At 55.5% G+C, this 18,818-nt stretch carries 19 protein-coding genes and 1 tRNA gene; 8 read left to right on the top strand and 12 right to left on the bottom strand.

The window, feature by feature from the left end; genetic code table 11:
• Positions 1-11: 11 nt before the first annotated feature.
• A complete protein-coding gene (locus BQ8290_RS07710) occupies positions 12-413 on the top strand; it encodes a VOC family protein (protein ID WP_108792114.1) in 402 nt (133 codons plus the stop codon).
• A 33-nt stretch (positions 414-446) separates the two neighbouring features.
• On the opposite strand, the gene BQ8290_RS07705 is transcribed toward BQ8290_RS07710, so the two are convergent.
• Positions 447-2,612, bottom strand: coding sequence for a PQQ-dependent dehydrogenase, methanol/ethanol family (locus BQ8290_RS07705; protein WP_108789031.1), 2,166 nt, complete (start codon positions 2,610-2,612; stop codon positions 447-449).
• A gap of 187 nt (positions 2,613-2,799) precedes the next feature.
• Between BQ8290_RS07705 and BQ8290_RS07700 the strand changes: the two genes are divergently transcribed.
• Entirely contained in the window at positions 2,800-3,699 is a 900-nt protein-coding gene (locus BQ8290_RS07700) for a dienelactone hydrolase family protein (protein WP_108789029.1), read from the top strand.
• A 58-nt stretch (positions 3,700-3,757) separates the two neighbouring features.
• On the opposite strand, the gene BQ8290_RS07695 is transcribed toward BQ8290_RS07700, so the two are convergent.
• The gene (locus tag BQ8290_RS07695) at positions 3,758-4,750 is read right to left on the bottom strand and encodes an NAD-dependent epimerase/dehydratase family protein (protein ID WP_108789027.1); all 993 of its coding nucleotides are present in this window, start codon (positions 4,748-4,750) and stop codon (positions 3,758-3,760) included.
• A gap of 198 nt (positions 4,751-4,948) precedes the next feature.
• Between BQ8290_RS07695 and BQ8290_RS07690 the strand changes: the two genes are divergently transcribed.
• Positions 4,949-5,035: transfer RNA gene (locus BQ8290_RS07690), tRNA-Leu, on the top strand.
• An 85-nt stretch (positions 5,036-5,120) separates the two neighbouring features.
• Positions 5,121-6,638, top strand: a complete 1,518-nt coding sequence (locus tag BQ8290_RS07685; protein WP_108789025.1) for a tyrosine-type recombinase/integrase — start codon at positions 5,121-5,123, stop codon at positions 6,636-6,638.
• On the opposite strand, the gene BQ8290_RS07680 is transcribed toward BQ8290_RS07685, so the two are convergent.
• The 6 genes from BQ8290_RS07680 to BQ8290_RS07640 all read right to left on the bottom strand — a co-directional run bounded on the left by BQ8290_RS07680 (position 6,635) and on the right by BQ8290_RS07640 (position 12,937).
• Positions 6,635-7,660 carry a hypothetical protein gene (locus BQ8290_RS07680; protein ID WP_337661206.1) on the bottom strand — a complete coding sequence of 342 codons (1,026 nt, stop codon included), beginning with the start codon at positions 7,658-7,660 and terminating at the stop codon, positions 6,635-6,637. The genes BQ8290_RS07685 and BQ8290_RS07680 overlap by 4 nt on opposite strands.
• 89 nt (positions 7,661-7,749) lie before the next feature.
• On the bottom strand, positions 7,750-8,439 hold the full coding sequence (locus tag BQ8290_RS07675) for a recombinase family protein (RefSeq protein WP_108789021.1): 690 nt from the start codon (positions 8,437-8,439) through the stop codon (positions 7,750-7,752).
• A 579-nt stretch (positions 8,440-9,018) separates the two neighbouring features.
• Positions 9,019-9,360 carry a hypothetical protein gene (locus BQ8290_RS07665; RefSeq protein ID WP_108789017.1) on the bottom strand — a complete coding sequence of 114 codons (342 nt, stop codon included), beginning with the start codon at positions 9,358-9,360 and terminating at the stop codon, positions 9,019-9,021.
• A 920-nt stretch (positions 9,361-10,280) separates the two neighbouring features.
• Complete coding sequence (locus BQ8290_RS07655) at positions 10,281-10,832, bottom strand: hypothetical protein (RefSeq protein ID WP_337661205.1); 552 nt, start codon at positions 10,830-10,832, stop codon at positions 10,281-10,283.
• An 83-nt stretch (positions 10,833-10,915) separates the two neighbouring features.
• Positions 10,916-11,602 carry a hypothetical protein gene (locus tag BQ8290_RS07650; protein ID WP_337661204.1) on the bottom strand — a complete coding sequence of 229 codons (687 nt, stop codon included), beginning with the start codon at positions 11,600-11,602 and terminating at the stop codon, positions 10,916-10,918.
• A gap of 918 nt (positions 11,603-12,520) precedes the next feature.
• Complete coding sequence (locus BQ8290_RS07640; RefSeq protein WP_108789007.1) at positions 12,521-12,937, bottom strand: winged helix-turn-helix transcriptional regulator; 417 nt, start codon at positions 12,935-12,937, stop codon at positions 12,521-12,523.
• A gap of 125 nt (positions 12,938-13,062) precedes the next feature.
• On the opposite strand from BQ8290_RS07640, the gene BQ8290_RS07635 reads away from it, so the two are divergent.
• From BQ8290_RS07635 to BQ8290_RS07620, 4 genes are all read left to right on the top strand, one after another.
• Positions 13,063-13,704, top strand: a complete 642-nt coding sequence (locus tag BQ8290_RS07635) for a nitroreductase family protein (RefSeq protein ID WP_108789005.1) — start codon at positions 13,063-13,065, stop codon at positions 13,702-13,704.
• A gap of 42 nt (positions 13,705-13,746) precedes the next feature.
• Positions 13,747-14,610, top strand: coding sequence for a cytochrome b/b6 domain-containing protein (locus BQ8290_RS07630; RefSeq protein ID WP_108789003.1), 864 nt, complete (start codon positions 13,747-13,749; stop codon positions 14,608-14,610).
• Positions 14,611-14,627: 17 nt separating this feature from the next.
• Positions 14,628-15,410, top strand: coding sequence for a glucose 1-dehydrogenase (locus BQ8290_RS07625; RefSeq protein WP_337661203.1), 783 nt, complete (start codon positions 14,628-14,630; stop codon positions 15,408-15,410).
• A gap of 165 nt (positions 15,411-15,575) precedes the next feature.
• Positions 15,576-16,688, top strand: a complete 1,113-nt coding sequence (locus BQ8290_RS07620) for a redoxin domain-containing protein (protein WP_108788999.1) — start codon at positions 15,576-15,578, stop codon at positions 16,686-16,688.
• 138 nt (positions 16,689-16,826) lie between these two features.
• On the opposite strand, the gene BQ8290_RS07615 is transcribed toward BQ8290_RS07620, so the two are convergent.
• The 4 genes from BQ8290_RS07615 to BQ8290_RS07600 are packed head-to-tail and all read right to left on the bottom strand — an operon-like array spanning position 16,827 to position 18,785.
• Complete coding sequence (locus BQ8290_RS07615) at positions 16,827-17,237, bottom strand: MAPEG family protein (RefSeq protein ID WP_108788997.1); 411 nt, start codon at positions 17,235-17,237, stop codon at positions 16,827-16,829.
• A gap of 12 nt (positions 17,238-17,249) precedes the next feature.
• Positions 17,250-17,639: a VOC family protein gene (locus BQ8290_RS07610; protein WP_108788995.1), complete on the bottom strand. Its 390-nt coding sequence runs from the start codon at positions 17,637-17,639 to the stop codon at positions 17,250-17,252.
• Positions 17,640-17,699: 60 nt separating this feature from the next.
• The gene (locus BQ8290_RS07605) at positions 17,700-18,182 is read right to left on the bottom strand and encodes a YHS domain-containing (seleno)protein (RefSeq protein WP_108788993.1); all 483 of its coding nucleotides are present in this window, start codon (positions 18,180-18,182) and stop codon (positions 17,700-17,702) included.
• A 51-nt stretch (positions 18,183-18,233) separates the two neighbouring features.
• Positions 18,234-18,785, bottom strand: coding sequence for a carboxymuconolactone decarboxylase family protein (locus BQ8290_RS07600; RefSeq protein ID WP_108788991.1), 552 nt, complete (start codon positions 18,783-18,785; stop codon positions 18,234-18,236).
• Positions 18,786-18,818 lie beyond the last annotated feature (33 nt).

Genomic DNA, 18,818 nt, shown 5'->3' with positions numbered 1-18,818 from the left:
GGGAGGCATCGATGATCGTTGAACGATTGGATCATGTGAACATCATCGCGCATGATCTAAAACAGACCGCGCAGTTCTACGCCGAATTGCTCGACCTAAAGGAAGGCGATGGCCCGCCGCCAATGCGACCGGATCAAGTGCGTTGGATGTTCGATTCCAGCGGCAATGCGATCTTGCATCTCAATTCGGCCGAATTCCCGCGATTGTTTGATCGCGATGTTGCGCCCGGCGATGAGACCGGCGCGATCCATCACGTTGCGCTAAGATGCGGCGATTTCGAAACGGTGAAATCCCGGCTCGACGCGCGCGGTGCCGACTATCAGATCAACGAAGTGGCGTCGGCGGGTCTGAGGCAGATTTTCACCTCAGACCCGAACAACGTGCTTCTCGAATTGAATTTCTTCGCCGCCTAACAATTTGCGTCTGACGCATTTCAGCGGGGCGAATTATTCGGCGCCGCTCTCCATCGCTTTGTCTTCGTTGGCGCGGTGGATGACATAGGCACGGATCGCCTCGATCTCATCACGGGACATGGATTCGGAGAACCCGACCATCCCGTTATCCTTCAAAATACCATCGTGCACGACAGCGGCCCAAGCGTCCTTGTTGCCCAACGTACCAGAACGGCGAAGGTCGGGAAGAACCGTCGATCCGACCGCCGCCGGCGCGTGACACACCGCGCAATAGCGGGCGTATTTATCTCCACCCAACGCGATTGTGTCCGCCGATGCCCGGCTTGCCGGAGGATCAAGCGGCAGGCTGGCAAGTTCTCTTTCAGCCGGCAACTCTCCGGTGGCGCCCAGTTTGAACACCAACAAGCGTGAAACGTTTCGCACCGGCGCTTTTTCCGCAAGCAAGCTGCCGTCGACCGTTATCGCATAGGCGCCGCCCCAACCGGCCAAGACCGCGACATATTGCTCTCCGTTGACGGTGTATGTGATCGGCGGAGCGACAACGCCCGTCTGCGCAGCAAAGCTCCAGAGCTTTTCTCCGTTCGATGCATCGTAAGCGTTGAATTCGCTGCCTGCTGTTCCTTGGAACACCAAACCGCCGCCTGTGGCCAACAATCCGCCATTCCATGGGCCGGGATGCTCAACCGTCCAACGCGGTTCTTGAGCGATAGGATCCCACGCGACCAACATGCCGCGCAGTGTCCCAGCAACCTCGCGCCGGATGCCAAGATCAGGCGGCAAATCGCCCGCGCCCAAATCAAAGCCGACGTTAAAGCCCCGTGCGCGATCCGGTTTCCAATCCGCTTGCGGTGCATAAACCATCCCGGCTTCGAACGCCGGGATAAAGACCAGATTTTCATCCGGGTGATACGCCATGGGGTGCCAATTGTGTCCGCCCAATGCGCCCGGTGTAACAAGGGCGGGTTCGCCCGTCTTGTCCACGCGTGCCTCTGGATTTTCAATTGGGCGACCCGTTTCGGGGTCAATCCCAGATGCCCAATTCACGTCCACATACGGTTCCGCCGAAATGAATTCGCCAGTGGCTCGGTCGATCACATAAAAGAACCCGTTTTTGGGCGCCTGCATCAAGACCTGACGCGTTTCACCATCAATCTCCATATCGGCAAGGATGATGTGTTGGGTCGCGGTGAAATCCCACGTTTCGCCCGGCGTGGTTTGGTAGTGCCAAACATATTCGCCCGTGCTCGGACGAATTGCGACGATGCTGGACAGGTATAGGTTGTCCCCTTCGCCGGTCCCATCTTCTCCGGGTGACCGGTATGCGCGGTTCCATGGCGAACCATTGCCTACGCCAATATACAAAAGATCCAGATCGGCATCATAGGCCATCGAATCCCAGACCGTGCCGCCGCCGCCGATGGCATCGGAACCCGCCAAGACATCTGTGTTCCATGTTTCGGCTGCTTGTTGGAGGTATTCGGGGCTTTCGCCGCCCTCATTCCCATCCGGCACGGTGTAGAAACGCCACAATTCTTCGCCGTTGGAAACATCATATGCCGCAACATAACCGCGCACACCAAATTCGGCGCCACCATTGCCGATGATAATCTTGCCATCGATGACGCGGGGCGCGCCGGTTACTGTGTAGCTTTGATCGGGGTCCGTGGTCTGCACTTCCCATTGGACCGCGCCCGTATCCCGATCGAGAGAGACAAGACGGCCATCCAACGTGCCAAGGAACAAGGATGTGCCCCAAGTCGCCAATCCGCGGTTCACCACGTCACAACATGCGCGCACGGCGGTTTCGCCGGGGACTTCTGGATCGTAATCCCAAAGCGGTTCGCCCGTGGCCGCATCAAACGCCTTCACCTTGCTCCATGCGGTGGTGAGGTACAGTTTGCCATCCATCACCAATGGGGTGGCTTCCTGACCCCGCGCGGTGTCCATATCCGCAGACCAGGCAAGACCCAGTTCACCGACATTCTCCGTGCTAATCGCGTCGAGAGGAGAAAACCTTTGTTCAGAATATGTACGACCGTGAGTGATCCAATTGGCGTGGTCTTCGCCAGCCCCGGTCAGCATGGCCGCCGTGATGCCGTCTTCGCTTCCAAAGCCATCTAAAAATTCTGCGTCGTTGCACGAGGCGCCGCCCAATGTGCCCAGCATCAAGACTGATGCCGCCCAAACCGTTTTGTTCATGGATCCCTCTCTCTCGACGCGCATGTTGCCTTGGCTGAGTGGGAATGTCCATCGCCCACTTGACGCGTGGTAAGGTAAAAGAGGGACGGGTAAGAGGTGTTGAAAGGCGATGAGTAAATTGTCAGCGGCAAAGCGGCACTGACTGTGTTACGCATCGCGGTGAAATTTTCATCGAAGGGACGTGTCTATGTGCGATCAAGAGAAATTGAAGGAATGGGCGGGCAACGCCGTCAATCGGCGGCAATTCGGCGTTCTGGCAGGATCGGCTGCGATGTTGGGCGCCTGCGCCGAAGTGGGCGCTACGAAAACCGTTGGCGAATTGCCTTTGGAAGTGACGGAAAGCTCCGTGAGCTTCGAAACCGATGATGGCACGATGGATGCGTTCTGGGTCCACCCGACCGACGGCGCACATCCTGGCGTTATTTTCTGGCCTGATATTGCAAGCCTGCGCGAATCGAAGCGGAACATGGCGCGTCGCTTGGCCAGCAAAGGATATTCGGTGCTTGTCTTGAACCCGTATTATCGCGATGTCGCGGGCGAACAATTCGCCGATTTTGCGGCGTGGATTTCTGCCGAAGGATTTGACGCCGAAAACGGATTTGCGCTTGTGACGCCGTGGCGCGAAAAACTCACCGCGGAATCGATTGGCCGCGATGCAGTTGCGGCGGCTGCGTGGTTGGACACGCAAGAGGCAGTGGACACAGCGCGCGGTATCGGCACTCAGGGTTATTGCATGGGCGGACCGTTCACTGTGTGGAGCGCAGCGGCGGTTCCCGATCGGATCAAGGCCGCGGCCAGTTTCCACGGAGGCGGATTGGTGCGCGATGGTGATCCGTTAAGCCCGCACAACGTGTTGGACCGGACCGATGCAGCGTTCTTGATCGCCGTTGCGCAGGATGACGATGCCAGCGCTCCCGATGACAAAACTGCATTCGCTCAAGCCGCCGAAGCGGCGGATCGCCCTGCAAAGGTCGAAGTGTATGCCGGGGATCACGGCTGGACCGTTCCCGACAGCCCATCCTATTCCGCACCGCCAGCAGAGCGTGCCTATGTCGATCTGCTAACGCTTTACGGAGATGCCTTGTAATCGCATGAATGCCTGCGCCAACGACAATGTCTTGGCGCAGAAAAACCAATCGGCGGGCTCAGGCTCCCTGAGCCCGCCTTTTTGTGCGCTCATTCGAAAGGCCAAAGCGGCCAAATTTGCGATAACGGGTCATCCACTTGTCTAGGAAAAGGCCCAGCGGGCGCGGCGTAATACCCAAATCGGCAAATGTGAGTGCATCATCGGAAACGGTGCTTCCGGGTTTCAGCAAGGTCCATTGGTCCTTGCTCATGGGAGTGCCGGGTAGGCTCGCAAACAGACCGGATAGGCCATCGGGTATCGCAATAAAGCGACGGTTGCGCCCTTGTGCCGCGGCAATGCGTTCGTTGATTTGCATCATGGTCAATTCTTCAGGACCGCCCAACTCGAACGTTTTCCCACCATGCAAAGTCGGATCCGCCAGAGCGGCTGTTACCGCATCAGCGACATCGTCAACATAGACAAGCTGAAGCTTGGCATCGGGCCCAAAGACGGGAAGGGCCGGCATCATTTCGATCATGCCGGCGAACATATTGAGGAACCCGTCATCCTTGCCAAAAACGATGGAAGGACGAAGGATGGTGGCCCCGGGGAACGCAGCGCGCACATTCGCTTCGCCCAATGCCTTTGCACGCGCATATTCGGCGCTGCTTTCGGCATCCGGTCCAATCGCGCTCATATGAACAAATGCCGCCGCGCCGTTTTCTTGCGCGATAGCGGCCATGCGACCCGGCGCCTCTCCCATCAATTGTGTGAGATCGCCGTCAAATGCCCCCACAAGGTTCACCACATGGGTCGCTTCGTGCAGCGCAGCCCTAAGGCTGTCTTCTCGCGTGATGTCGCAATGGGCGAATTGGAGCTGACCCAAATTGGCCAAGGGTTTGAGAGCAAACCCACTCGACGGATTGCGGCTTGCGATGCGGACCCGTGCGCCGCGCGATAGCAGGCTTTGCACGACGTAATTGCCGACAAACCCTCCCCCACCGAAAACGGTGATAAGCGCGTCATCCAATGAACGCAGCGAAGAAAGATTGGCTGTTGAAACGTTAGACATTGCTCGTGTCCCTTAAGAGCATGTGTGTTTGGACAAGTCCCATGCGTCAATGCGCTGCATTGAGCAAGCGTGAGAAGCACGATTTGCGATGGGTTTGGCAGGGCGGCAGGTGAGGTTTCACGTTGACAGGCGGTGAAGCCGGACGCTATTGGCCCGCGCCTACCCGGCGAGAACGGTCAGTTGTTTCTCGCCACCCGTGCCCAGATGGCGGAATTGGTAGACGCACCAGCTTCAGGTGCTGGCGCTCGCAAGGGCGTGGAGGTTCGAGTCCTCTTCTGGGCACCAACACTCTCAAAAAGTGTGATATTCTAGTAAGTTACTGGCGGCTCTTGTGCTTTTTATCCCCTCAGGTACTGAGGAGAGGTACTAAGTGGGTATCACAGTGGTCAGCATTTCACGCACACAGTCAGGCCGGTGGCAGGCCCGTAAGAACATCCCTGCGGCTGTCCGTGAGGCTTACGGTAAGTGGGAAGAGAAGAAGACTTGGGACGCAAGCCTGACGGCTGGGCAGGCCAAGGCTGAAGCGGCTGATTGGGTGCGCGGTGTCGAAGCCCGCATCGATCTCCTCAAAGCTACAGCATCGGCTGCTCCGGCGAATCTCTCTCAGCTCCAGACGCTTGCCCTTGCAGGTGAGTGGTACAAAGCTGAGCGTGACAAGCTCGAAAAGAACCCCGGCAGGGCTGAGGACTGGTATCACGCAACAGACGAGCTGGTTCCAACGGACCCAGACGAGCGCGAAGCAGGGCGCATCAAACCTACAGAATGGCTCATCGAGAAGCGCGACAAGTTCCTAAGGGGCAGCGGCATCCGTCTATCGCCTTCATCCTCAGATGCGCTGATACAGGAGATGGGTACTTTGTGGTTTGACCTGTCACGTCTCATGGAGAGGCGCATCGACCGCGACTACAGCCCAGACCCTATGACAGATAGGCTCCCCGCATTTGAGCTAGAGGAGAAAAGGGTTAGGGTTTCGATCACTCAGCTTTTCGAGGATTACGCCGCGACCGGCATGGCCACCGCTCGCACTATCAAGGGTTGGCGCAGTCACGTTTCTCACTTCGTGAGCCATTTGGGGCATGATGATGCCGCCCAAGTTACGCCTCAGGATGTCAACGGGTGGGTGAAGGCGCTAACCGCCAGAGGCCTGTCCCCTAAGACGGTGAAGGGCAGCTACCTTGCAGTGATCAATATCATCATGAAGATCGCGGAAGAGGGTGAACTGATTGCTTCGAATCCTGCCGCAAAGGTGACGGTGCGGGGCAAGAAGTCAGTTCAGACGCGGGGCAAGAGCCTCACGGATGCAGAAGCTGAGACGATCCTTAGGGCAGCCCTAACGCCGCAGCCGCTGAACATCAGTGAGGACCACAGGCTCGCTCGGCGCTGGGTGCCCTGGGTACTGGCATATACCGGGGCGAGAGCTGGGGAGATTACTCAGCTTCGCCGCTCGGATATCCGAAAGGAGGACGGGGTCTGGGTCATCAGGATTACGCCAGACGCTGGCACGGTAAAGAACCGCAAATATCGCTTCGTCCCCATCCATTCTCACTTACTTGATATGCGCTTTCACGAGCTGAGCAAGGAGGGTGATCATGCGCCGCTCTTCTATAATCCTGCCAAACGTCGCGAGGGTTCTGAGGAGAACCATCACCCACGCAAGGTTGCAGAACACGTTGGCAAATGGGTGCGCTCATTGGGGATCGAAGGGGTCCAGCCCAATCATGGCTGGCGGCATCGCTTTAAGACTGTCGCAAGGGCTGCTGGTGTGGACCCAGAGGCTCGGGATGCCCTGCAAGGCCACGCTCCCAAGTCGCAAGGGCAGGCCTATGGGGAATGGCCCTTGGATGCGCTCAGGGCTGAGGTGGAAAAACTGGAACGCTACAAACTCTAGGCGGGCGGCGTTCCGTCTTTCGTCATTCCCTGCACAAGCTGTACAATCGGTGTTTGATCGTACTGTGCGGCATGCTTAGAGTAACCGGTGTCGCTTGGAGAAAAGATAGCCTGAGCAGCCTGCTGGAGAATGGCCTCGTGTACCGCTTCGTCTCGCGTTGCAGCTAGAAGTGCTCGGTAAGTTCTGAGCGCGCTACTGCGGTGGTAATTTTGCACCGCGTTATGTCGGTTAGCGCTGTACTGTTTTGCTGAGAAAGTGAGGGCCGCGCCGAGTGTAAATAGGATTAAGGCCTTGCTGAATAAATGCGTAGCTAATTGGCCGGCGTCTGCCCCCTTTGCGAGTGGTAACAACCATCCCAATGCGAAAGCAAAGGCAAGAAAAGTTAGAAGTGCCGCCAAAACCGCTGTGGTGACAAGCCAGATACGTGCTGCATCTTCATAGCCCTTTCCCTCGTTGTGGAAGACACGCGCCCTGCCACTGGCTGCGATTTTTGCCGTAGCTTCTTTGGAGGCTTCGGCCATTTCCTGTAGTTTCGACGCATTGGCTCGCGATTCATTGAGAGTCTTCTCCATGTTGGACAACGACACACTTAAGCGCGCTCGCAATATACCTGCCTCGGAGCTGCGATCTTCGCCGATCATTTGAAGGAACAGCAATTCCTTGTTGGAATTGACAGTCTTGGCCATCAAACCTTGGATGCGGCCACTCAAGTTGGATAGATGCGCGCCCCGGGCTCCGGTCGTCTGAGAGCTGACACTTTGTATTGACTGGAGGAGCTTTGCTGTTTCTTCGAACAGATTATGAAGATCGGCTGGGGGCTGCTTTGAATACTCTTTCCAGTCCTTTGGAATCCGTCTAAGTAGAGCTGAGGCCCAATCCAGGAAAAGATCAACTTGATCGTTTAGCGCTGAGCCATCCGAGTCTCTATTCATCTCACGGAGAGCTTGGAAATCGAAATCGTCTGCAAGCGTTTCGCGACGCCTTGCTTCAAATTCGCTTGTGACCTTCGATAAATCCGTCAAATAGAATCACCTTCCAAGTTCTTTTTCTAAGCATATCGAATTCTGCTTCGATATAGGATTGTTATTGGCTCGTTTGTCCACAAAACATATCAGACCACCTCAGGCGAATGAAGTCTTGCCAGCAAGTTCTTGACGCTAGATGCATGCCAGCAGCCGCCCCGGCGGGTTAGGATATGACGGGCGTTTAGCTCAGCTGCGATACCCGCTAGGGTTACAGCGCCGTTAGCCTGAATGTCTGACACCACCGGTGCTAAGTCAGAGGCGTAGACGTCGGCCCCCGCTTTCACTGTCTCTACCGCTGCTTTGTTGCCCTTCCCAGCGCGCCTAAGCGCAGCCGCTCCGTTCGGATTGCCCAACTTGCGGCCTGCCGCTTTGGCGGCCCTAAGGGCATCCTTGGTGCGCTTGCTGATGGCTTCTCGTTCGGCTTGCGCAACGGCTGCCATGATGTGGACGGTCAGCTCGTTTGCCTCAGGCATATCTGCAGCGACAAACTTGGCTCCGCTGTCCTGCAAGGCGCTGAGGAAGGCCACCGAGCGGCTGAGGCGGTCCAGCTTGGCCACCACTAGGGTTGCCCCAGTGACCTTTGCTAGGTGCAACGCCGCGTTAAGCTCTGGGCGATCCGCGACCTTGCCGCTCTCAATCTCAGTGCGCTCTTCGATCACTTCCCAGCCGCGTGATTGGCAAAGGGTCAAGACAGATTGGCGCTGGGCTTCTAGGCCAAGCCCTGAGCGGCCCTGCTTATCTGTCGATACTCGGTAGTATGCCACCACTCTGCACATTCAATCTCTCCATACAAAATCGCGTAACGCTCGCTAGGCAGTTTTGTAGGTGAAGGTCGAACGGGCGTGCAAGACCGTCAAGCTCAGGTCAGCCCGGTTTGGACTCGCTTGGACTCAACAAAGCAGCAAGGAGTCCCGGAGTAAGTTAATCGGATGCTCAGCATCAATAAAGGAGGATGGCTTGTCGAAAAGATTTCGCTTTTTGATTTTAGGTCTTTTGACCACCCAGACCGCACTCTTGGCTTGCATATTGTATGCTCAAGCGCGGCTCGTCACGTCTCAAGAGTATTTAGAGGGGATGGTCGGTCAGCTCAGCGTCGAGTATCACTACCGAGAATATGGGGCTGGAACCAAATAGCTTTTGACAAACGGGGGTCGCCGATTGTCGACGCTTCCCTTCACCCCCCATCGGGGGAAACTGGTTCGACCGTTTCTATCAATACCGTCTCAGATTTTTGGATCAAAAAAAGGTGAAAAGCGGACATCGTCCGACGTTCACTCTTGAGGTGGAAAGCTGACTGCTCAGCCTTGCCTCCCGCTCCAAGCGGTCCAACGCCAAGCTTTGGTCTCTCTTTTCGTTCAAGTAGTTACTTCAGTCTCGGTACTCGGCTCCCTTTCTTCAGTGAGAGAGGACGCAAGCATTTGTCCTCTCAATGCCCTAATGATCGCTGAAATTCCTTTACATAGTATGCCGCCGAGAATTGCCCCTAAGCCGGTCATCACAACCATCGCTTGTATCGCGACCCCGTGGAAATTCACCACACTTTCGGAAATGCCAAATCTTCCATTGACGTCTACTGTTGTTGGAATAAAGAATGAGCCAGCAAGGACGATCACTCCCAACCCCAAGACACAGTTACCGAATAGACCCCAATCCTCGTGAGCAACCTTCATTGCATTGGCAGCTTTCGATTTATCCATAGGGCACCTTTCAAAAAAGCTGATAGCCAAAGTGAGATGATAAACTAACTCATCAGAGCGACAATAAAGCAGACGCTGCTCTAATGTTCAACGCTTGCAAAGTCTTGGCACTCTTTTCCAGATTATGGCTAGAAAGCTACAAACGTCTTTCTCTGACTCGCTGGCCGACAGTTTGTGGTATCGACAGAGAAGCCTCTGAGGCAGGCCTTGGGTCTACCTAACTGGCTTCCTATCCACGCCGTTTTCTGAGGCTTTGGCGGCTGTTTAGCGTCCCATGTCGATAACAAAGTAGGGTAACTACCCTTATTCGGCGAAATGGGACGCTAAGAGGAACTCAGAAAGCGGGCGTTTCGCGCTGTCGCTGCCGGTCCTGCCATTGCTTCCGACCTGCGGCCTCAGTGCTGCGGCTGGCGTAGCCTTGGATGTTGTCGCGGCGCAGTGCACCAGTGAACTCTTCACGGCTTACGTGACCAAAGCCCTTGCGGTTGAACTGAAAGGAAAGTTCTTGAAGCGCATGTTCGTGTGGGACCAATAGGCCAAAGACAGGGCCATCTTCGCTACTCTTTCCAGTAGAGCCAAGGCAGCCAACATAGCGAACTTTCAGCAGGGCTTTGGTTATTGGTGTGAACCCGCTGGGTCCAGCCCTTGGGCCTCCCGTGGGGGCAGTCCCTCGGTTCGCCTTTTTGCGGCAGGCTGGGGAGCAGTACTTGGAGCGTCTTGGGGAGCGGTAGGTTGCGCCACATTGGGTGCAGGTCCGCTCGCGGCCTTTAGGGGCCGATGTGTGTTTTGTCTCGGTCATGATCCTTTTCAGTGTCATGGTCTGATGATGGGAAAGGTGGCCCCTCAGGAGGACCATGACGAAAACCTGAGGGGCGCATGGGGCAACCTTTGGGGCTGCCCTGAGGGGAATGTTTGTTGGGTTAGAAACCGGGAATGCGGGTCACTTGGCCTTTGGCTTCGAGTTCCTTGGCCAATTCGGCTGCGCGGGCGCGGTGATCATCTTGGCGTTGGAAAGTCTTCGCGGCTTCCTTGCGCCATTTGGTCTCATTGAGCCGGAGTTGGTTGACCCGCCCCAGCTGGAGCTGGTTGATGCGTTTGTCCAAGAGGCTTCGGCCTGCCTCGTCGCGCCGGTACTTTGGTTTCCCTTTTGAGTCGTATCCAGCGATCTCATCGCGCTGGTCGGTGAGATTCTGAATATCCCGCTCGATCTGCTGTATCTCTGCGTTTGCAGATGACTGAGCGCGGCGGACTGCTTGCTGCTCAATTGAGGCTTGGGATTGCCCATCGACTACCTTGTCGACGATAGACCCGTCAGCCCCATATACCGTGCGGTTGTATCCGCCATTGTTGGAATAGTCTTTGGCGATCACGCGACCACCGGTCAGGCGGGTTGCCTCTGCGTCAAGCTCAGCCATTCGCGCTCGGTCGGCGCTGGTCGGCTGGAGAGCTTGGGGGAGTTCGTCATTATTCATGGGTTGGGTTCTTTCATGGTGGGGTTGGCTTTCGGCTGGTGGGTGAGGGCATAGAATTGCCCTCTGATGCACAGCGAGTGCTGCTAGGCCGCGATAGGGAGGGCTGCGTTCTCAACTGCCTCTGCCCAATCATCGTCGCTCCATCCCGTGGGTTTCCACTCAGGGGCTGGCGGTTCGGTGTGTTCGATCTCGGTTACACAAGGGGGGAGGTCATAACGTAGCGTTCCGCAGGCCAGCTTGGTTTCAACCGCGCGGACCTTTGCGCGCCGGATAGCAGTGACCACCCAAAGAGGGAGGAGGTCGTGCTTGTGTTGGTCGCTTATGCCCTTCGCAGGGTCTATGGGTGGTGGCCAAGTCTGGCGAGAGTGAACCACTTTGGCTGGCACTAAGTGCTTGCCCACTTTGAAGTGACCCACGCTTGTGATGGCGGGGAAGGGACTATCTGGATAGACCCAGGCATCGCTTGGGCTTGCCGCAACGATATGCTCAGGGTTGATGCAGCGGGGATTGCCGCAGGACCGCCTCAGTTGCTTGTCTTTGCTGGGCTGTTTGCCTGTGTGGGCGATCCATGCCAGCCGCACGACTTGCTTGGTGCGGTACTTCTTGCTGATGTTTGCGGATGTCGTGGGGGTGCGCCCATCGGCCATCGCTAGTTGCCACTCAAGGCAGCCGGTGTCGGGATCGTATTTAGATCGGTCTGAAAGGTACGCGGCTAGCTCGGGGTGTTTGTTTGTGGGGAAGCTGTAGGGCCGTGCGTGTGGATTGTTCATCGGGATGGACCTCAGGGCTGCCTCTTGGGGGGCAGTCTCTAGTGCTTCGCTCAAGGGTGAGGCTGGGATGATGATGAGAACGGGGAAGGACTGAGGTAGTCCTACTACCCGGTCCTACTATCATCTCTTTGGTCTCTCTAAGAGGGTCTTAACCTTAGTACTAAGGTAGTCTCCTACTACCTCTCACCCCCTTACCCCCTCTCTCGTTGTGGTCGCTGCCACTACGTAGGGTCGGTCGGGTGAGAGATCAGAGATTTCGGTTTCTTCTCTATAGGGGGTACTTAGTGATCCTTTCGCAGAATTCCGCCGTTTTTGGATTCTAATGCTATAGGTCGTGTTTAGTGATCCCCTCAGGGAATCCCGCTATTTTTGGGTTCTTCTGCAATAGGTGTACTTTAGTGATCCCCTGCTCGAAGCCCGTCATTTTCTGGATTCTTCTGCAATAAGTCACCTTTTGTGAAACCCCTCTGAAATCATTGAGTTTTTCCAAAGCGCGCGTCTCCCTCATATTCGCCAATCTTGAGGCCTTAGCGTCCCGTTTTGCCGTAAAAGGGTACTGACCCTGCTTGACTGTCGACATGGGACACTAAGCTGCCCTCAAAGCCGCAGAAAAGCTGGACCGAGAAGGGGCCAAATGGCTGACCCTAGGTCCACCTCACGGCGATTTTTCAGTTCCAGTGCTATAGGACGTCTTTTGTGATCCCCTTGCTGAGACAACGGAACGTAAAGCGTAATAGGTTCGAGTCCCTAATGAGGACTCATATCCTTGCCAAAGGTACTGAGCATAGGTACTAAGAGGTAGGATCAACGCGGGATGAAGTTCAGTAAAAGCAGTAACTTATATCGGATATTGGCGGAGTCCTCTTCTGGGCACCACTTACACATTCATCATTGTTCGCTGATGGTTGTCTTTAGCCTCTATCTGACGGGCGTTTCGGCTGAGGTTGCTTCGTCGTAGCTGGCCCGGGCCGCGTCGATTTTTGTGAGATTGTTCAAAGCCCATGACCCCAACGCATTCACAGGTTCCCGAAAGGATTCCCCCATTGGGGTCAGGTTGTATTCCACCTTTGGCGGGATTGTTGGATATTGCGTGCGAACGACTAGGCCATCGCGGACCAATTCTCGAAGCGTGAGGCTCAACATGCGCTGAGAGATGCCGAGGTTTCGTTTGAGCGCGTTAAAACGCAGCGTGCCGTAACGCGCGAGCGATATGATCACGAGCACGCTCCACCGATCGCCAACTCTGGTCAGGACTTCGTTGATCCTCTTGCATTCGGGGCATTGGCCTGGGTCCTGTGCTGGGCTCACGCAGGAAGTTGAGTTGCTCTCAGTCATGGTGGTTCCCTGCGTGTAACTAGGGCTCAGGCATGTGCCTTCTTGCCAGTGGTGAAGGTTCTGAATAAATATCCAGTTACCAAAATATACCGACCGTTGTGGCCGCAGGCAATAGGGATCTGAATATGACAGATAAGACGCTGATCGAGCTTTTAAACTGGCGCTATGCGACCAAGAAGATGAACCCAGCAAAGGACGTTCCACAAGAGAAAATCGATGCCATAATCGAGGCAATCCGGTTGGCACCCACATCCAGCGGGACGCAGCCATTTGAGTTGATCATCGTCACAAACCCCGAAGTGCAGGGCAAAATTTGTGCCGCCGCCAGCAATCAATCGCCGATCACCGAATGTTCGCATCTGTTGGTTTTTGCGGCTTGGGATAACTACACCGAGGAACGCATCGATGATGTGACAAAATTGAACGTCGAAGCGCGCGGCGAGATTCCTTTGATCCATCAGTATTACGGCAATCTGAAAACAAACTATGTCCCAAGAGATGCCGAAGTGAATTACGCGCATGCCGCCCGCCAAGCATACATTGCATTGGGCGTGGCGTTGGTCGCCGCAGCGGAACAGGAAGTAGACAGCACGCCGATGGAAGGATTCTCTCCTCCTGAAGTGGATGAAATTCTTGGTCTGAAGGAAAGGGGATTGCGCTCGGTTGTGCTGTTGCCACTGGGCTATCGCGATCCGACCGGTGATTGGTTGCTGCCGATGGCGAAAGTCCGCAAATCGCGTGAAGACATGGTCACCCAGGTTAGCTGATCCCGCACTCCAACCTACGATACTTCGTTCAGGGAGACGACAATGCCAGAATCCAATTACGACAGCTGGATCGCGATCGCGATCGTCGCCATCTCTGTGCTGACGGCATGGCTGATGAACACCCGCGCGCCCAAAGTTCGTGCTTTTGGCACTTTGCTGGCGGCCTTGGGGTGTTTCGCGGTTGTGGTTTGGTTTGCCAACATATTGGGGACCGGGGTCTTGGAAAACCCCAAGCCCAACCAAACCCCCATGGATTCGGCAAAGCCGGTTTTGATGTGGGGTCAGGCGGGGATGGCGCTGTTGGCCGGGGTGATGTTGTCATGGGCGGCCCTCAAACAGTTCGGCAACACTGAACAGCTGGAACTATCGGCCGCGAATGAAGCCGAACGGTATGGGCGAGTCTCGCGATTGCTCCATTGGACCACCGCAATGTTGTTCATTTCGCTGTTCCCGATCGGCATGTTCGCATCGATGATCCCAGAGGATGCGTGGTTCCGAAACCAATATTATGTGATTCACAAATCGATCGGAGTGTTGGTTTTCATCCTCTTGATTGTGCGGTTGGTTTGGAACCAGCGATCAAAGCGTCCAGACCTCGATTCGTCCTTGAAACCTGTGGAGCGCAGATGGGCCCATCGCGTGCACATCGCGCTTTACGGTATGTTGTTGGCGATGCCGCTGACGGGATACATGATGACCAGCTATCACGGTTTCCCGACATACTTCTTTGGCTTGGAATTCGAACCGTTTTGGGGAAAGAGTGACGCCTACATAGTCTGGGGCACATTTCACAAATACTTGTTCCCCTATTTGCTTTACATCGTTCTGGGCGCTCATATTCTCGGCGCTTTGAAGCACCATTTTGTCGATCGACATGCGGGCGCTCTCAAAAGAATGGTCAGTTAAATCGCTTGGAGTGCGCAATGAGTATGAAGTCCCTTTTTGATGTGGCCGGCAAAGTCGCGGTCGTCTCCGGCGGTTCGAGCGGCATTGGCGCAATGATGGCGCGCGGCCTGTTAGAGAACGGGGCGAAAGTTTACATCACCGCACGCAAGGCCGAACGGCTCGAGGCGATGGCCAAAGACTTGTCGGAACTGGGCGAATGCATCGCCGTTCAAGGGGACATGTCCCGGGTCGAAGGGATCGAAGCGCTTGTCGAAGAAATCACCAAGCGTGAGAACAAGATCGATATCTTGATCAACAATGCAGGGGCGAACTGGGCGGCTCCGCTCGAGAACTTTCCGGAAAAAGGCTGGGACAAGGTGATGGACATCAACATCAAATCCATCTTCTTCGCCACGCAAAAATTCCTCCCGCTGTTGAAGGCTGCAGGGAATTCCGAGGATCCCGCACGTGTGATCAACATCGCATCGATCAACGGAGTCCGAAACTCTGGCATGCCGACCTACGCCTACACGGCAAGCAAATCTGGCGTAATCAATCTGACCGAACATTTGGCAACAGATATGGCAGCGAGCGGGATCAATGTGAACGCAATCGCTCCTGGCCTATTCCCAAGCGATATGACGAAGCAGATCGTTGACAATGATGGGATGACAAAACACGCGATTGCACAGATTCCGCGTCGTAGAATGGGTAAGCCAGAGGACATTGCCGGAACTGCAATCTACCTTTGCTCACAGGCATCTTCTTGGATGACCGGCCAAACCATTGTGCTCGATGGTGGTATGATCTCAACCGCTTGATTGTCCGACCTTACGGCTATCTCTGACCTCGGCTCCTCGTTAAAGGGGCGTGACAGAAGACCGTTATCCGATTTCTTTGGGAACATGAGCACTGCGCACATTCCCCTTTTGGTTTCAAAGGGAACAGGATAGCGTCACGCTTTGACCGAATGAGCATTTGCACCGATGGCCGATACCCGACCGACATACCAGATCGCATCGCCGTCTATTCGGCCCTATGTGCAATCCCTTTGGCCCGGTGCCTTGGTCACGCCGTTTGAGTCGCGCGACGAAGATGGTCGCCGGATCAATCTGGCTGACGATCATCTGTCTGGTCACTATTTGCTTTTGGTGTTCTTAAGCGATCCGCAGGACGAACAGACGATACCTTTGCTGCGATCGCTCGCGCAATTTGATGGTCAATTCGACGATGCGAATGCGACGGTAATCGCCATCAGCGCGTCCAGCGACGCCAAGGCCAACAAGAAATTGAAACGCGCTGCTGGTTTCCCATGGCCGATCGCCTGTGATCCTTCGGGCGCAATTTTTGCTTCATACGGACTGCACAAAGGCAGCGATCGGGCCGCCCGCGTGGTCTTGGTCACACCATACCGCCAGATCCGCACATGGTTCGATCTAAAAGAGGACGCAAGCGTTACGCTGAAGACTGTTATGGATTTACTGGAAAACACGCAGGCCGCCGAAGAATTGCGTTGGAGCCCGCCCCATGCGCCGATTTTGGTCGTACCGAACGTTTTGTCGCCCGAAGAATGCGGAAAGCTTGTCGAATCCGTAGAAACAGACACGCCTTTCCTCGTCAGACAACCATCGCCCGGAGAGGTCGCGGGCAATTACAAAATCCCTGTCTATGAACACCATCGTCAAGACCGGGTCGACTTGATCATCAAAGACCGAAACACTTTGGCATTCTTGGATGAACGGATTTTCGGCCGGATTACGCCGATGATAAAGAAAGCGTTCGCCTATGATGTGACGCGACGGGAAAACCTTCACATCGCACGCTATGTTGGGCAGCGTGAAGGGATTGAGATGGGGCACCGGGACAACACTGAACCGCCCGGTGCGCACCGACGTTTCGCCTTGTCGATGAGCCTGAATGACGATTACGAAGGCGGCGAAATCGCGTTCAACGAATTCAGCCCCAAGGGGTATCGGGTCCCAGCCGGGTCGGCGATGGTGTTTTCATCGTCTCTTTTGCACGAGGTTCAGGAGACCACGGCTGGTGTCCGCTACAACCTTATTTCGCACCTGTTCAATGATAGTGGTTTGACCGCGTAAGGCTGCCGGAGCGGGTCACCTGACGGTCCGTAGAATTCAAACCGAACGGTATTGGCGAGGTCGGTAGGGGCCTCTCTGGGATTGGGGGAGCATGGGGCTCACCACCAACCTCGCCTGCTGATATCGAGTGTTCTCGATTTACAGCACCACTTGCGCGCCAATCACTAAGATCGATGCCCAAGATACAAGATAGACCGGCGTCCGAAGTCCTGGGATACCCAGCGTGTAGACAATTGCGTGCAGAACGCGCGCAAAGAAGAACACTTGCGCCCAAGTGCCAACCGTTTGGGCGTTGGCGCCATCGCCCAATAGGCCCGCCGCAACGACAACCGCGATAAAGGCTGGCATCGTCTCGATCATATTGAGATGCGCCCGTTTTGAGCGTTCCACCCAAAGCGGCGTTTCTGGTTCACGCGCGGGAAAACCTTCTGGGTAATTGTGCAGAAAACTGGGAATGCCCCAAATGAACATCCGCGCCGTGATGTATGGGGTCCAAAGCAAGACGGTCAGCAGACCGCTTAGGGCGAGATAGTAATAAGCTGTTTCCATTGTTGATCCTCCTCAGGACGAAAAGCCGTTGTGAATAGCTTCGAGCTTGTTCCCGAAGGGGTCCCGGACGAAGCACGTGTATGTTTCAAGGTTTGGGTAGGCGGCGCGGGGGCCCGGCGAGCCGGCGCATTCCCCACCATGTTCGAGAGCGAACCTATGAAAGGCGCCCACCGCTTTGACGTTGGGGGCAACAAAACAAACGTGCACACCATTGCCCGGCGAGTACGCCTCCCCATCCTCTGGCGACATCACAAGGAATTGGATCGTGTCCAATCCATAGGCCGCAAATCGTGGGGAACTTGCAATGAGGGTTAGCCCCAAGAGATCGAGCAAACCGTCATAGAACTTTCTGGCCTGATCCACTGATGGAACGCCGACACTAATATGATCGATCACGTTCATGATGTTCTCCAATCGCAAGAGCGATCCGGGCTGCGCAAAGGCGCAACCCGGATGCCTTCATCAAAGGTCGCGCGCCGCGGTTGTGCGGATTTGCTGCCAATTGGTTTCCGCCTTGGCGATCGTGCCTTCGGGATCGCGCAAATATGCGTTGAAGATTTCCTCGCTAAGGAAGACGTAAAGCTTGCCGTCGCGGACATCGGCCCAGCGCGGATCGCCGTCGAATTTCTTTCCAACCGAAACGCCAAACGTACAGAAACCGCCATTTTGCGGAATGAAGCTTTCCGGCGCGTTGTTGAACGTGTCGAGGTTGGCCTGTGTTGAGAAATAGTACGCCACACCATCGTGAACGGCCGTGTATTTCGCTGCGCCTTGGATGCGGTTTCCGGTGTTGATGAATGCAACCGTGTCAACGCCATGCAGGGCCAACGGCGCGCTCGCAGCGGTCATGCCCGACGATACGTTGTATTCATCCGCCGCGATTGCGACGGTCCCGGAAAGAGCGGTCAACGCGACCGCAGCGGCAATAGAGATTTCTTTCAACATTGTATTTCCTTTCAAGTTTTCAGGTCTTCAAATTTGGGGGGGTGGGGGAATTCACGCCGCAGTAGCGGTGGGAGCATTGACGACAGGGAAATCAATCTCGGTGTCGGCCAGATGATTGAAATAGTTCGTGAAAATGTTCGCCATGACCTGACCAAAGATCTCGAGAATCTGTTGATCGGCGAAACCTGCCTCACGCAGATTGTCTAAAGTCGCGCCGTTGACGCGGCCTCTTTCAGCCACGATCTCACGGGCGAAGTTTAAGGCATGTTGCGTGCGCGGATCTTCCGACAATCCGCCCAAGTTGCGGGCCATCTCTTCATCCGAAACACCCGCCATCTTGCCGAGTGTTGTGTGCGCGGATGCGCAATAATCGCATGTGTTCGCGCCGGCGACTGTGAGAGCGATCTGTTCATTGAGTTGAGCCGAAAGGCTGGCCGAACCCAGCGCACCGGAAAGGCCAAGATACCCTTCCAACAGCGCGGATGAATTGGCCATGGTCCCAAAGATGTTGGGCACCATGCCAAGGCTTGCTTTTACGTTACCAAGAAGTTCGGCAGCCTTGGATTCGGCTGTTTCGATAGTGAGAGGGGCTATGCGTGCCATGTTGGCTCCTTCGTGTGATTGACGATGGAGCGG

The organism is Erythrobacter sp. Alg231-14 (assembly GCF_900149685.1).
Taxonomy (GTDB): Bacteria; Pseudomonadota; Alphaproteobacteria; order Sphingomonadales; family Sphingomonadaceae; genus Erythrobacter.
Note: the sequence above shows the minus strand (reverse complement) of the source record. Positions and strands in the feature narration are given on the sequence as shown.

Bases quoted from the DNA above. Each gene is read 5' to 3' on its own strand.
- BQ8290_RS07665 (WP_108789017.1), bottom strand. From the start codon at position 9,360: ATGGATAAATCGAAAGCTGCCAATGCAATGAAGGTTGCTCACGAGGAT.
- BQ8290_RS07630 (WP_108789003.1), top strand. From the start codon at position 13,747: ATGCCAGAATCCAATTACGACAGCTGGATCGCGATCGCGATCGTCGCC.
- BQ8290_RS07695 (WP_108789027.1), bottom strand. From the start codon at position 4,750: ATGTCTAACGTTTCAACAGCCAATCTTTCTTCGCTGCGTTCATTGGAT.
- BQ8290_RS07625 (WP_337661203.1), top strand. From the start codon at position 14,628: ATGAGTATGAAGTCCCTTTTTGATGTGGCCGGCAAAGTCGCGGTCGTC.
- BQ8290_RS07710 (WP_108792114.1), top strand. From the start codon at position 12: ATGATCGTTGAACGATTGGATCATGTGAACATCATCGCGCATGATCTA.
- BQ8290_RS07635 (WP_108789005.1), top strand. From the start codon at position 13,063: ATGACAGATAAGACGCTGATCGAGCTTTTAAACTGGCGCTATGCGACC.
- BQ8290_RS07615 (WP_108788997.1), bottom strand. From the start codon at position 17,237: ATGGAAACAGCTTATTACTATCTCGCCCTAAGCGGTCTGCTGACCGTC.
- BQ8290_RS07600 (WP_108788991.1), bottom strand. From the start codon at position 18,785: ATGGCACGCATAGCCCCTCTCACTATCGAAACAGCCGAATCCAAGGCT.
- BQ8290_RS07675 (WP_108789021.1), bottom strand. From the start codon at position 8,439: ATGTGCAGAGTGGTGGCATACTACCGAGTATCGACAGATAAGCAGGGC.
- BQ8290_RS07700 (WP_108789029.1), top strand. From the start codon at position 2,800: ATGTGCGATCAAGAGAAATTGAAGGAATGGGCGGGCAACGCCGTCAAT.
- BQ8290_RS07610 (WP_108788995.1), bottom strand. From the start codon at position 17,639: ATGAACGTGATCGATCATATTAGTGTCGGCGTTCCATCAGTGGATCAG.
- BQ8290_RS07605 (WP_108788993.1), bottom strand. From the start codon at position 18,182: ATGTTGAAAGAAATCTCTATTGCCGCTGCGGTCGCGTTGACCGCTCTT.
- BQ8290_RS07650 (WP_337661204.1), bottom strand. From the start codon at position 11,602: ATGAACAATCCACACGCACGGCCCTACAGCTTCCCCACAAACAAACAC.
- BQ8290_RS07705 (WP_108789031.1), bottom strand. From the start codon at position 2,612: ATGAACAAAACGGTTTGGGCGGCATCAGTCTTGATGCTGGGCACATTG.
- BQ8290_RS07620 (WP_108788999.1), top strand. From the start codon at position 15,576: ATGGCCGATACCCGACCGACATACCAGATCGCATCGCCGTCTATTCGG.
- BQ8290_RS07655 (WP_337661205.1), bottom strand. From the start codon at position 10,832: ATGAATAATGACGAACTCCCCCAAGCTCTCCAGCCGACCAGCGCCGAC.
- BQ8290_RS07640 (WP_108789007.1), bottom strand. From the start codon at position 12,937: ATGACTGAGAGCAACTCAACTTCCTGCGTGAGCCCAGCACAGGACCCA.